Origin of the sequence: Hathewaya limosa (assembly GCF_030815255.1) — a bacterium.
Lineage (GTDB): Bacteria > Bacillota > Clostridia > Clostridiales > Clostridiaceae > Hathewaya > Hathewaya limosa.
On the sequence record NZ_JAUSWN010000004.1, the window covers coordinates 70,449 to 84,220 of the forward strand.

Annotated in this window: 11 protein-coding genes; all 11 read left to right on the forward strand. The window is 28.9% G+C overall.

Features of this window, described 5'->3' with window-relative positions:
- Nucleotides 1–28 precede the first annotated feature (28 nt).
- A complete protein-coding gene (locus QOZ93_RS03400) occupies nt 29–1,696 on the forward strand; it encodes a ribonuclease J (RefSeq protein WP_111942840.1) in 1,668 nt (555 codons plus the stop codon).
- Between the two features lie 149 nt (nt 1,697–1,845).
- Nucleotides 1,846–3,672, forward strand: coding sequence for a translational GTPase TypA (gene typA, locus QOZ93_RS03405; RefSeq protein ID WP_307355114.1), 1,827 nt, complete (start codon nt 1,846–1,848; stop codon nt 3,670–3,672).
- 40 nt (nt 3,673–3,712) lie between these two features.
- Nucleotides 3,713–4,372, forward strand: a complete 660-nt coding sequence (locus tag QOZ93_RS03410) for an O-methyltransferase (protein ID WP_307355115.1) — start codon at nt 3,713–3,715, stop codon at nt 4,370–4,372.
- A gap of 4 nt (nt 4,373–4,376) precedes the next feature.
- Nucleotides 4,377–5,603, forward strand: coding sequence for a peptidase U32 family protein (locus QOZ93_RS03415; protein ID WP_307355154.1), 1,227 nt, complete (start codon nt 4,377–4,379; stop codon nt 5,601–5,603).
- The gene (gene udk / locus QOZ93_RS03420) at nt 5,603–6,232 is read left to right on the forward strand and encodes a uridine kinase (RefSeq protein ID WP_307355116.1); all 630 of its coding nucleotides are present in this window, start codon (nt 5,603–5,605) and stop codon (nt 6,230–6,232) included. The genes QOZ93_RS03415 and udk overlap by 1 nt, the downstream gene beginning before the upstream one ends.
- A gap of 64 nt (nt 6,233–6,296) precedes the next feature.
- A complete protein-coding gene (locus QOZ93_RS03425; RefSeq protein WP_307355117.1) occupies nt 6,297–8,006 on the forward strand; it encodes a penicillin-binding transpeptidase domain-containing protein in 1,710 nt (569 codons plus the stop codon).
- A gap of 69 nt (nt 8,007–8,075) precedes the next feature.
- The gene (sigK, locus tag QOZ93_RS03430; protein WP_307355118.1) at nt 8,076–8,780 is read left to right on the forward strand and encodes an RNA polymerase sporulation sigma factor SigK; all 705 of its coding nucleotides are present in this window, start codon (nt 8,076–8,078) and stop codon (nt 8,778–8,780) included.
- Between the two features lie 53 nt (nt 8,781–8,833).
- Complete coding sequence (locus QOZ93_RS03435) at nt 8,834–9,889, forward strand: type IV pilus twitching motility protein PilT (protein WP_307355119.1); 1,056 nt, start codon at nt 8,834–8,836, stop codon at nt 9,887–9,889.
- Nucleotides 9,890–10,226: 337 nt separating this feature from the next.
- The gene (gene ftsA, locus QOZ93_RS03440; RefSeq protein WP_307355120.1) at nt 10,227–11,489 is read left to right on the forward strand and encodes a cell division protein FtsA; all 1,263 of its coding nucleotides are present in this window, start codon (nt 10,227–10,229) and stop codon (nt 11,487–11,489) included.
- A 32-nt stretch (nt 11,490–11,521) separates the two neighbouring features.
- Complete coding sequence (gene ftsZ, locus QOZ93_RS03445) at nt 11,522–12,634, forward strand: cell division protein FtsZ (protein ID WP_111944393.1); 1,113 nt, start codon at nt 11,522–11,524, stop codon at nt 12,632–12,634.
- 329 nt (nt 12,635–12,963) lie between these two features.
- A complete protein-coding gene (gene spoIIGA, locus QOZ93_RS03450) occupies nt 12,964–13,764 on the forward strand; it encodes a sigma-E processing peptidase SpoIIGA (RefSeq protein ID WP_162630395.1) in 801 nt (266 codons plus the stop codon).
- Nucleotides 13,765–13,772 lie beyond the last annotated feature (8 nt).

Here is a 13,772-nt window from a genome sequence, read left to right on the forward strand (position 1 = left end):
TAAAATAGGTTAAAAGGAGGGTAGGACTTTGCGTAAAGAAAAGGATAAAATAAAAATAATTCCTCTTGGGGGATTAAATGAAATCGGTAAGAACTTAACTGCTTTTGAGTACAAAAACGAAATAGTAGTAATAGATTGTGGACTTAAGTTTCCTGATGATGAAATGCTAGGTATTGATGTAGTTATACCGGATGTAACTTACCTAGTAAAGAATAAAGATAAGGTTAAAGGTATATTTTTAACTCACGGACACGAAGATCACATTGGGGCCTTACCTTATGTTTTAAAACAATTAAACGTACCAGTATACGGAACGAAATTGACAATTGGTATGGTAGAATCTAAACTAAAAGAACATGGTCTTTTAAGTTCTGTTAGTTTAAGAAGAGTAAATCCTAAAGATATTGTAAAGTTAGATACTATTTCCGTTGAATTTATAAAAACTAGTCATAGTATAGCGGATTCAGTTGCTATTGCAATACACACACCAGTAGGTATTATTTTGCATACTGGGGATTTTAAAATCGATTTTACACCAATTGATGGTTGTGTAGCGGATTTAGCAAGGTTTGCGGAATTAGGTAAAAAAGGTGTTCTTGTTATGTTGGCAGATAGTACTAATGTAGAAAGACCAGGATATACTATGTCAGAAAGTACTGTTGGTGAAACATTCAAGAGTATGTTCACTAAAGCAAAAGGAAGAATTATAGTGGCTACCTTTGCTTCTAATATTCATAGAATTCAACAAATTTTTGAAGCAGCACAAAAATTCAATAGAAAAGTTGCAGTTTCAGGAAGAAGTATGGAAAACATAGTTTCTGTGGCCATTGAGCTAGGATATCTAAGTATCTCAGAAGATAGATTAATTACTATTGATGAAATAGATAAGTATCCTAATGATAAAATTATAATAATAACTACAGGAAGCCAAGGAGAACCGATGTCAGCTTTAGCTAGAATGGCTGCATCAGAACATAAAAAAGTAAATATTCAAAAAGGTGACATGGTTATTATTTCCGCAACACCAATACCAGGAAATGAAAAGTTAGTCTCTAAAGTTATAAATCAATTATTTAAAAAAGGTGCAGATGTTATATATGAAGCATTAGCAGATGTTCATGTATCAGGGCATGCATGTCAAGAAGAATTGAAACTTATGCATACTTTAGTAAATCCTAAATTTTTTATTCCTGTACATGGTGAGTATAGACATTTAAAACAACATGGTGAACTTTCTATGAAACTTGGCACACCAGAAGAAAATATTATTTTAGGTGATAACGGAGAAATTATTGAAGTTTCCAAAGAGTGTATAAGAAAAAATGGTTCAGTAATTTCTGGTCAGGTATTTGTTGATGGTTTAGGTGTTGGAGATGTTGGAAATATAGTTTTACGAGATAGAAAACATCTATCACAGGATGGTATCTTAACAGTTGTTGTAACTATAGAAAAAGAAACTGGTAAGGTAGTTGCTGGTCCAGATATTATCTCTAGAGGTTTTGTATATGTAAGAGAATCTGAAGATTTAATTGAAGAGGCTAAAGCACAAGTAAGAATAGTTCTTAAAAATTGTGAAGAAAATAAAATTAAAGAATGGGCTACAATAAAATCTAGTGTAAAAGATGTTTTAAGAAATTTTTTATACGAAAGAACAAAAAGAAATCCAATGATTTTACCAATTATAGTGGAAGTTTAAAATCTTTTATACTGTTTTATTTGACATTTTTAATACATGATATTAGAATAAAATAAGATTTAAATTTTAAATTGGGTACTAGAATGTATCCAATTTTTATTTGTAGAAAATCAAAAATAGACTAGATGAAATAACTTGGAGGAGTTTAGATGAATATATTTCAAAGAAATGATATAAGAAACATAGCTATTATAGCGCACGTTGACCATGGTAAGACTACTTTGGTTGATGCTCTTTTAAAACAAAGTAATGTTTTTAGAGAAAATCAAAAAGTACAAGAAAGAGTAATGGACTCTAATGATTTAGAAAAAGAAAGAGGAATTACAATTCTTTCTAAAAATACATCTGTTATGTATAATGGAGTAAAAATTAATATAATTGATACTCCAGGCCACGCAGATTTTGGTGGAGAAGTTGAAAGAATACTAAAAATGGTTGATAGTGTTATCTTAGTTGTAGATGCTTATGAAGGACCAATGCCACAAACTAAGTTTGTTCTTAAAAAAGCTTTAGAATTAAACTTAAAGCCAATGGTTGTTATAAACAAAATTGATAAGAAAGATGCTAGACCAGAAGCTGTTATTAACGAAGTATTTGACTTATTTGTTGAATTAGGTGCAGATGATGAGCAATTAGATTTCCCAATAATTTATTGTTCTGCTAAAGCTGGTATAGCTAAGTATGAAGTAGAAGAAGAAGGAGAAAACATGATTCCTTTATATGAAACTATTATAAAGAATGTTAAATCTCCAGAAGGATATTTAGATGCACCTCTTCAATTACTTGTATCAAGTATTGATTACAATAACTTTGTAGGTAAAATTGGTATAGGTAAAATAGTTAGAGGAAGTATTAAAAAGAATCAACAAATAGCTTTAATGAGAAAAGATGGTTCTCAAAAGAATGTTAAAATTTCTAATGTTTATGTATACGATGGTTTAAAAAGAGTTGAAACTGAGGAAGCAATGTTAGGTGATATAGTTGCTGTATCTGGTATACCTGATATCAATATAGGAGAAACTATAGCAGATATAAATAATCCAGAGGCATTACCTTTTGTTGAAATTGATGAACCTACATTAAGCATGAACTTTATTGTTAATAACTCACCATTTGCAGGTCAAGAAGGAGAGTTTGTAACATCAAGACATTTAAGAGATAGATTAATGAAAGAACTTGAAACTAATGTAAGTTTAAAAGTTGAAGAAACTGATTCAGCTGATTCATTTAAAGTAAGTGGTAGAGGAGAATTACACTTATCAATACTAATAGAAACTATGAGAAGAGAAGGATATGAATTCCAAGTTTCTAAGCCATCTGTTATATACAAAATAGAAGATGGAAAAAAATGTGAACCAATAGAAGAGTTAACAATAGACGTACCAGAAGAATTTATGGGAGTAGTTATGGAAAAACTAGGACCAAGAAAAGCGGAAATGCAAAATATGACTTCTGCAGTAAATGGATACGTTAGACTAATATTCCACGTGCCATCAAGAGGATTAATAGGATTTAGAAATGAGTTTATGACTGATACTAAAGGAAATGGTATAATGAACCATGTATTAATTGGATATGAACCATTTAAAGGAGAAATTCCTGAAAGAAGTAAAGGATCATTAACTGCATTTGAAGCTGGTACTTCAATAACTTATGGATTATATAATGCACAAGAAAGAGGAGTATTGTTCATTAATCCTGGAATAGAAGTATATGAAGGAATGATAGTAGGAGAAAATTCAAGACCTGGAGACTTAGAAGTTAATGTATGTAAGAAAAAACATTTAAGTAACACAAGATCTTCTGGTTCAGATGATGCATTAAAACTTATAACACCAAGACAAATGAGTTTAGAGCAATGCTTAGAATTTATAGCATCTGATGAATTAGTTGAAATTACTCCAACTAACATAAGAATGAGAAAGAAAATTTTAGATACTGCTCAAAGAAAGAGAACAGCAATGAGAAATAAATAAATATCTAATCCTTCTTAAGGAAATTTGGAGGAATTAAAATATGAGTGGAATAATGTATGATTACATGGAAAATTATCTTAGGAATTTAATAAAGGAAGATAATGAAATTCTTTTAGATATGGAAGAATATGCAAAACAAAATGGAGTTCCTATAGTTCAAAAGGAAACAGCCAATTTTCTTAAACTGATGATTGAGCTTAAAAGACCTAAGAGAATATTAGAATTAGGAACAGCAATAGGTTATTCTTCGATATTAATGAAGCAAGCTTCTAAAGAAAATGTACATATTACTACGATAGAAAGAGATCCAAATATGATTTCAAAGGCCAAAGAGAATTTAAAGAAATATGGATTTGAACAGGCTATAGAAATTAAAGAAGGTGAATGTGAGGAGATTTTAAAGAACCTTTGTGATACAAAGGTTCCTCCTTATGATTTAATCTTTATGGATGCTGGTAAAGGACATTATAATCATTTTCTTCCTTATTGTTTAGAACTTTTAAATAAAGATGGGGTTATAGTTGCAGATAATGTATTATTTAGGGGTATGGTACCTTCTGATGAACTTTTAGTTAGAAGAAAAATAACTATAGTTAAAAGAATGAGAACTTATCTTGAAGAAGTTAATGATAATGAGAAATTTATAACCTCAGTATTGCCAATGGGTGATGGCATAGCTGTAACTGTAAGGAGGGATTAATTTGATTAAGAAACCAGAATTATTAGCTCCTGCTGGAAATTTAGAAAAGTTAATTACTGCTATAGATTTTGGAGCAGATGCAGTGTATTTAGGTGGAAGTAAATTAAACCTAAGAGCTTTTGCTGATAACTTTACCAATGAAGATCTTAAAAAAGGAATAGAATATGCTCATGAAAGAGGAAAGAAAGTTTATGTAACATTAAATGTATTTCCTCATAATGATGATTTAGAAGGACTTGAAGATTATCTAAAAGAATTATATGAACTTCATGTAGATGCAATAATAGTGTCAGATCCAGGAATAATTTTAACTGCAAGAGAAGTTGTTCCAGATTTAGAATTACATTTAAGTACACAAGCTAACAATGTTAACTGGAAGTCAGCAATTTTTTGGCATAATCAAGGAATAAAGAGAGTAGTTTTAGCAAGAGAGCTTTCTATGAAAGAAATTACTGAGTTAAAAGAAAAAATTCCTGCAAGTTTAGAATTAGAAGCCTTTGTTCATGGGGCTATGTGTATGTCTTATTCAGGTAGATGCTTACTATCTAATTACATAGTTGGAAGAGATTCTAATAGAGGACAATGTGCTCAGCCATGTAGATATAAATATTATTTAATGGAAGAAAAACGTCCAGGAGAATTATACGAAGTAAGAGAAGATGATAAGGGCGCTTATATAATGAATTCAAAGGATCTATGTATGATTAGACATATTCCAGAACTAGTTCAATCAGGCATAGATTCATTTAAAATCGAAGGAAGAATGAAAAGCGTATTTTATGTTGCATCAGTTACTAAGGCTTATAGAGAGGCAATTGATGCGTATTTCGATAATCCGGATGAATTTAAATTTGAAAACAAATGGTTAGAGTATTTAATGAAACCAAGTCATAGAATATATTATACTGGTTTTTATTTTGACGAAGAAGAAAAACAGGTATATAATAGTTCGGCTTATGAAAAGTCATATGATGTAATTGGTGTTGTTAAGAATTTTGATAGGAAAACTATGACTGCTACTTTAGAACAAAAAAATAAAGCGGTAGTTGGTGAGCAAGTTGAAGTATTAAGAGCACAAGGCGATAATGTGGAAATAACATTAGGCCAAATGAAAAATGAAAAAGGTGAAGACATAGAAGCATGTGCTGCAGCTAAAATGATTTTCACTGTAAAGGTAGATAAGGAACTAAAAGAAAAAGACATCCTTATAAAGTCTAAGGAGGAGAAATAATGAAGCAACCACTTGTTATTGGAATTACTGGAGGATCTGGCTCTGGGAAAAGTACTATTGCAAAAGAAATTTGTAAAACATTTGGAGAAGATTGTCTTTCTGTGTTAGAAATGGATTGTTACTATAAAGATCAAAGCCATTTAACTTTTGAGGAAAGAATTCTCACTAATTATGATCATCCTGATGCTTTTGATATGGAGTTATTAATACAACATGTTAAAGATTTAATAAGTGGAACAGAGGTGGAAAAACCTATATATGATTTTGAAGTACATACAAGAAAAGAAGAAACTGTAATAGTTAACCCAAGGAAAATTATTATCGTAGAGGGGATTCTTGTACTTCAAGAAAAGTCATTAAGAGATTTATTGGATATAAAACTTTACGTGGATACAGATGCCGATGTTAGATTTATAAGAAGACTTTTAAGGGATGTAGAAGAAAGAGGTAGAACTATTGAATCAGTAATAGAACAGTACTTAAATGTAGTTAGACCTATGCATTCACAATTTACAGAAGTAACTAAAAAATATGCAGACATTATTATACCAGAAGGTGGACATAATGAAGTTGCTATTGATTGTTTGTGTTCAAAAGTTAGAAGCATTTTAGAAAATACGGAAAATTAATGTATTTTGTATATAACACCTTATTTTGGATATAATTTTATCTAAAGTGAGGTGTTTGTTTTTTATGATGAAAGACAAAAAAACTATATTATCTTTTTTATCTTCAAGAAAATATAGTGGAAGAATAAAGGGAGTTTACATTGGTATAGTGCTTATCTTTATAAGTCTTATAGGAAAGTTTTTTTATATCCAGTTTGTTAAACAGGGAGATTTAAAAGATATTTTAAATAAACAATATTATTATGTTGAAACTTTAAAAGATAAAAATTATAAGCTTTTCGATAAAAATGGTGAAAAGTTTTTTAAGTATTCAAGAAATTATTATGCAGTAATAGATCCAGCTTTTTATATGAGATATAATATAAATAAAGACGAGTTTAATATTAAAAAGGCTAAATATATTTTAAGGGAATGTAATAAAAATTATATTTTCCCAGACGAAGTTGAAGAATATAAATATACAGGAAAAATAAAATATGAAATAGATAAAAGTTGCTATGATAAGTTAAAAAGTTTAAAAGATATAAAAGGATTTTATGTATATTTATATGATAAATCTAATTTAAAAGAAAATTGGAATATAATTAGTGTTATGGATAGAGCAAATAATTTAAAAGATAGTTCTATGAAGCAAGAAGGAACATTGGAAAGGACAATGGAAAATATTCGAAAAAATAATCAGGTTGATAAGGTTGTTATAGGAAAAAATCTAACATCAGAAGATACCTTTAATAAAGATATTAAAGGAAATGACAATCTAAATTTTAGACTTACATTAGATAAAGAAATTCAGACTTCAGTCGAAAAAATAATTAGAGATGAAAAGTATAATTCATATAAAGATATTGGCGTACTCCTAATGGAAAGTGATACGGGAAAAATATTGGCCATGGCTAATAAAGATGATAGACATCCTAATATTAATATAGGTGCTAGTTCTAATAGTGGTTATTTTCCAGGTTCTATTTTTAAGGTAGTTACTTCAGCGGCGGCTTTGGATAATAATATAGTGTGGGTAGATAAGATGTATAAGCGTAATTCTAATATTAAAGAACATAATAATAAAAAAAGAATGACATTAAGGGAAGGATTTATTATGTCTTCCAATGACGTGTTTTATCAGGTAGGAGAAGAAGTTGGGTTTAATAACATATATAAATATGCTAACAAGTTTAATTTAACAAATCCAATTTTAGGATTACAAGATGAGGTAAGTGGAAAATTTGAAATTAGTAATAAAATACATAGAGATGAAATTAAACATGCGGCTATTGGTCAAAAGATAAGAATAACCCCATTAGAGGCTCTTAATATACCTAATGTAATTATTAATAAAGGTCAGTTAGTAAAACCATACATTATTGATGCTATTGTTGATGATAATAATAAAGAAATAAAGAATATACAGACTAAAAAAGAAAAGGTTATAAAGAATAGTACCGCAAAATTGTTAGAAAATATGATGATTGATGTGGTGGAAGATAAAGAGGGCACAGGCACTAAAGCTAAGGTTAAAGGAGTTAAAGTTGGAGGGAAAACCGGTACATCTGAATATTATGAGGTTAATAATGGGAAAAGAAAAAAACATTCAGATGGTTGGTTTGTAGGATTTTTCAAGTTAAATGAAAAAAAATATTCTGCAGTCGTATTAGTGAGGGATATTGATTGGGTAAAAATATCCCAAGGAGGAAAAGAAGAAGATGGAGGTAGTACAGCTGCACCAATATTTTCACAAATTATTACTAACTTAAAAGAAAATAGTATGTTAAAATAATAAAAGAATTAGTAACATTTGGGGAAATAATTCATATGATAATAATAAGCAATATTGGGAGGAACTGCTGTGATTTTTATACATTGCTTATTAGAGATTGTAGGAAGTATGACTTTTTTTACAGCGTATATTTCAGGAAATAATTCATTTCCCCAGCCTTTAACAGAAGAGGAGGAAAAGGAATATTTAACGAAATTTGCGGGAGGAGATCAATTAGCAAAAGGGGTTTTGATTGAAAGAAATTTAAGATTGGTTGCTCATATTGTTAAAAAGTATACTTATACAGGCAAGGATATGGATGACTTAATTTCTATTGGTACAGTTGGACTTATAAAGGCTATAGATTCATTTGATATAGCAAAAGGTACTAGATTAGCGACATATGCCGCTAGATGTATAGAAAATGAGATTTTAATGTTAATTAGGAATAACAAGAAAACAAAAAATGAGGTTTATTTACAAGATCCTATAGGGGTAGATAAAGAAGGAAATGAAATTTCTCTAATGGATGTACTTAGTAGTGATGAAGATTCTATAATAGAAATTGTACAAAATAAGATTGAAACTAGAAAGCTATATGAAAAAATTAATAAAGATCTTACGGAAAGAGAGAAAATTATCATTAAAATGCGTTATGGTCTTCAAGATGGAAAACCTCGAACTCAAAGAGAAATAGCAAAATATTTGGGTATTTCTAGATCATATGTTTCTAGAATTGAAAAAAGAGCATTAAAAAAACTTTATAAATCTTTAAACTGTAAAAAAATAGTTTAAATTATATAATAATTTTACGTATAAGAAAATAAAGAACTTAGGGGGAACTTAGAATGATTAAGTTAGACGACTTATTAGAAATAGCGGTAGAAAAAAATGCTTCTGATATACATTTAACAGTTGGTGCTTATCCATATATAAGGGTAAATGGAGAACTTAGCAAAGTGTATAATGAAAAATTAACAGTAGATGATACTAAAAATTTTGCCATAGCTATTTTAAATGAAGACTACAAAACATATGAAACAATAGGTGAAATAGATACTACCTATTCATTGGCGGGATTAGGAAGATTTAGAGTAAATATATATAAACAAAGAAGTAGTGATACTTTAGCCATACGAATTGTAGGAGGTAAAATTCCAACATTAAAGGAACTTAATATGCCTACAGTAGTTAAGGAGTTTGCATTAAAAGATAGGGGATTAATTTTGGTTACAGGTCCTACCGGAAGTGGAAAAAGTACAACTCTTGCTGCTCTTATAAATGAAATAAACAATACAAGATCAGAACATATTATAACTTTAGAAAAACCTATTGAGTTTTTATATAAACATAATAGATCTATTGTAAATCAAAGAGAAATGGGTAGAGATAGTGAAAATTTTGAAACAGCTTTAAAAACTCTTTTGAGAGAAGATCCAGATGTAGTGTTTATCAGTGAACTTAATACCCAGGAATCAATATCTATTGCTCTTACGGCAGCAGAAAATGGAAGATTAGTTTTATCATCAATGAATACCATGGGAGTTTGCAAAACTATAGAAAGAATTATAGAATATTTCCCTCCATACCAACAGGAACAAGTTAGAATACAATTGAGTAATGTATTACAAGGAGTGGTGTCTCAACAGTTAATTCCTAGACATAATGGTGAAGGTAGAATTCTATCTATGGAATTAATGACAGTAAATCCTACTATACAAACCCTAATTAGAGAGGGAAAAATACAACAAATTGAATCTATAATCCAGACAGGTAATAAACTTGGGATGAAAACTATGGATATGTCTTTAGTAGAGTTATATAAACAAGGCGAAATTTCTAAAGATATAGCATTGACTTATGCTATGGATAAGGAAATTATGTTAAGAATGCTTATGTTATAATAAAAAAGATAAGATAATAGTTTTATGTACTATTATCTTATCTTTTTTAAATAATAAATTCATTAATATAAGCTAATTTTAAAGAAATATTGCTAAAATTGGTTCTTTTATATTATAATATAAAGTATATAAAGTTCTTATTATGTGATATAATTAATTAATTATATCAGGGTTTTAAAATATACATAGATGAGATTTCGTACCTTAATTTATTTGTTTAAAAATTTTTTACTAAAAAAAAAGCATTTTATTACAAAAAACATAGTTAAAATAAAAGGAAAAATAAGTTTTGTGTTGAATATATAATTTTGAGGATTCTCTTAAGGAGGTTAAATTCATGTATAGGTATATTGTAGGACTAGATATAGGATCTTCAAAGATTTGTGCTTCAATGGGCAAGGTTAACAGCGAAGGGACAATGCAAATTATGGGAATCACCTCCGTTTCTTGTAGTGGTCTTAAAAAAGGCGCTGTAGTAGACATTGATGTAACATCAGAAGCTATTGAAAAGTGTATTTTTAACTTAGAAAAGATCGTACAATTTAAAATAAATGAAGCTTATATTAGCATACAAGGTGGGCTTTGTAATTTTTGTAGTAATAAAGGCATAGTTGCTGTAGAAAGTGAAGATAAGGAAATTACAAAAAGTGATGTTAATAGAGCATTAGAGGCAGCTAAGATGATTTCAGTTGAAGGAAATAATGAAATTATTACAGCTATACCAGAACAATTTATTATAGATGGATACGATAATATAAAAGATCCTATAGGTATGTGTGGAGTAAAATTAGAAGTAGATGCTAAAATAGCATTATCTCAAAGTACCATAATAAATAATCTTATTAAAAGTGTTAATAATGCAGGTATAAAAGTGTTAGGAATTACACTAGAACCTATTGCATTGGCATCTGCACTTTTATCATCAGAAGAAAAGGAAAAGGGAATAGCTATTGTTGATATAGGATATGATACAATAAATATTTCTATATTTAAAGGTCAGAAATTATGTAAAACTATTTTTATACCTCTTGGAGGAGATAATATTACTAAGGATTTATCCTTATGTTTAAATATTTCTTATGAAGAGGCAGAAAAACTTAAGTTGAAATATGGTTCTGTTATTAAAGATAAAGTTGAAGATGAGAAAATAAGAATATATACGTCTCAAAGAGAAGAATATGAAGTAAATTATTATACTTTAGTTGATATTATTAATGCAAGAGTAGATGAAACCTTAAAATTTATAAAAGCATTTATAAAAGAAAGTGGTTATTATGAAGAAATTTACAATATAGTTCTTATAGGAGGGGGAATTTCTTTCCTAAAAGGTATTGTAGAACTTTGTGAAAATATATTAAAAAGACCTGTAAGAATTGGTATACCTCAATATATCGGAGCGTCAAATACTTTATATGCAACTTCAGTTGGAATAGTTAGTGATGTAGCTAAGAGTATAAAGTTAGACCGTCCTAAAAAAACTACTAATCCAGTAGTTGAAGAAGAACTAGACTTTAGTATCGATGAGGAAGACTTAGAACAAAATTATGAAGGTTCAGGAATTATGGGTAAAATTAAAGAGTTTTTTGCAGATTTTTTCTAATATAAGGAGGTAGTACTGTGATAGATATTGATATGCGAGATCTTACTCAGATTAAGGTAATAGGCTGTGGTGGTGGAGGAAATAACGCCGTTAACAGAATGATAAAAGAAGGATTGAGAAATGTAGAATTTATAGGGATTAATACAGATAAACAAGCTTTAATTTTATCTCAAGCTTCCCAAAAGATTCAAATAGGAGACAAACTTACTAAGGGATTAGGTGCAGGTGCTAACCCTGAAATTGGAAGAAAAGCTGCTGAAGAAAGTAAAGAAGAAATATCTGAAGCTATAAAAGGCGCAGATATGGTATTTATAACGGCAGGTATGGGTGGTGGAACTGGAACAGGTGCTGCTCCAGTTGTTGCAGAAATAGCTAAGTCTATGAATATTTTAACTGTAGGAGTGGTAACAAAACCATTCCCATTTGAAGGTCGCAAGAGAATGTTACAAGCTGAACTTGGTATAAAGGAATTAAAAGAAAAGGTAGATACCCTAGTTACAATACCAAATGAAAGATTGTTAACAATGGTAGATAAGAAAACTTCATTAATGGAAGCTTTCGGATATGCTGATGATGTATTAAGACAAGGTGTACAAGGTATAGCAGATTTAATTACTGTTCCGGGACTTGTAAACTTAGACTTTGCTGATGTAAGAACTATTATGTTAGATAAAGGTTTAGCACATATGGGCGTTGGATATTCATCAGGAGAAAATAGAGCGGTTGAGGCTGCAAAACAAGCAATATCAAGTCCACTTATAGAAACATCTATAGTTGGTGCTACTGGAGTGTTATTAAACATAACTGGTGGAGAAGATATTGGATTATTAGAATTAGATGAAGCTTGTGAAATTGTAAGAGAAGCAGCAGATCCAGATGCAAATATTATATTTGGTGCTGTGATCGATGAAAGTTTAGGAGAAGAACTAAAAATTACAGTTATAGCAACAGGATTTGATACAGATAGACAAGGAAATAAAAGTAAAGAATCAGGCATGAAGATCATAGATCAACAACCTAAAACTGTTGTAGAGGAAACACCAGTAAAAGCAAATGTTTCCAAAGAAGAGGTAGCAGCAACAAAGGTGCCTTATGAAGAAAGTGAATTAGAAATTCCAGCTTTCTTAAGAAGACAAAGTAGATAATTGAAGTTTTTATGTAAGGAGCTATTTCGAAATAGAAGTTAAATTTCTATGGAGAGATAGCTTTTTTATAAATTTATTATCTAAAATTGTATAAAAAGTTTATGAAAATATTTTTCTGGAAAATAATGTGTTGAATTTAAATAAAAGTGGTTTATAAGATGATTAAAAAATTATTTTATAAATCGCTTTTATTTATTTTTAAATAAAAAATAGAGATTATTGTATTAAGAAGGGGAATGATTTTATTTGAAAAAATTATTTTTCTTATACAAATTGACAAAATTTTGAAATTCATAAGTATATAATATATAAATAAAGGGGGAATGCTTATGGCTATATATTTGGACATGCTTATATTAGAGAATTTTATAGTAAATTACTTTCTTGTAACATTAAGTTGCAAAACTATAAATATAAAATATAGTATTTTAAGAAATATTATTGCAGCTTTAATAGGAAGCTTATCATGTGCCTTTTTTATATTTTTTTATATGCCTGTGATTGTACAAGGAATACTAAAATTCTTAATAGCATTTTTAATGATTTTTATAGCTATGAAAAATAAAATAAGCAATATGATTAAAGGGTTCTTTACTTTATTAGTATATTCTATGGTACTTGCAGGAATTTGTATATTTTTTATTTATACAGAAAAAGGAGTGCTTCCACAAAATACGTATATAATAAATTTTCCTTATAAAAAACTCCTTATAGTGATGATGATTGCTTATTTATTAGTAAATAGAGTAGTTATATATATTAAAGACAGGATAACCTTTAATAGTTTGATTTATGATATAGAAATAAATTTAAAGGGAAATAAAAAAACTGTAACAGCCTTTTTGGATACAGGAAATGAATTAAGAGAACCTGTTACGAATTTACCCGTTATTATTGTGGAGGACAATGTATTTAATAAAATTGATTTAAAAAAAGAAGATGAATTTTTAATTCCCTATAAGGTTGTAAATGGAAAAAATGATACTTTAAAAGGAGTGAAGGCTACTAGTATTAAATTATTCAGCAAAAGTAAATCTTTTGAAATTAAGGAGGGAATAATTGCATTTTGCAATACTAATTTAAGCAAAAGTGGAGAATATAAAGCTCTTTTATCTAGAGGTATTTTATAAAAATAGGA

Excerpts from the sequence above, each read along its gene's own strand:
- QOZ93_RS03435 (WP_307355119.1), top strand. The coding sequence starts at position 8,834 with ATGATTAAGTTAGACGACTTATTAGAAATAGCGGTAGAAAAAAATGCT.
- ftsZ (WP_111944393.1), top strand. The coding sequence starts at position 11,522 with ATGCGAGATCTTACTCAGATTAAGGTAATAGGCTGTGGTGGTGGAGGA.
- typA (WP_307355114.1), top strand. The coding sequence starts at position 1,846 with ATGAATATATTTCAAAGAAATGATATAAGAAACATAGCTATTATAGCG.
- spoIIGA (WP_162630395.1), top strand. The coding sequence starts at position 12,964 with ATGGCTATATATTTGGACATGCTTATATTAGAGAATTTTATAGTAAAT.
- ftsA (WP_307355120.1), top strand. The coding sequence starts at position 10,227 with ATGTATAGGTATATTGTAGGACTAGATATAGGATCTTCAAAGATTTGT.
- QOZ93_RS03425 (WP_307355117.1), top strand. The coding sequence starts at position 6,297 with ATGATGAAAGACAAAAAAACTATATTATCTTTTTTATCTTCAAGAAAA.
- QOZ93_RS03410 (WP_307355115.1), top strand. The coding sequence starts at position 3,713 with ATGAGTGGAATAATGTATGATTACATGGAAAATTATCTTAGGAATTTA.
- udk (WP_307355116.1), top strand. The coding sequence starts at position 5,603 with ATGAAGCAACCACTTGTTATTGGAATTACTGGAGGATCTGGCTCTGGG.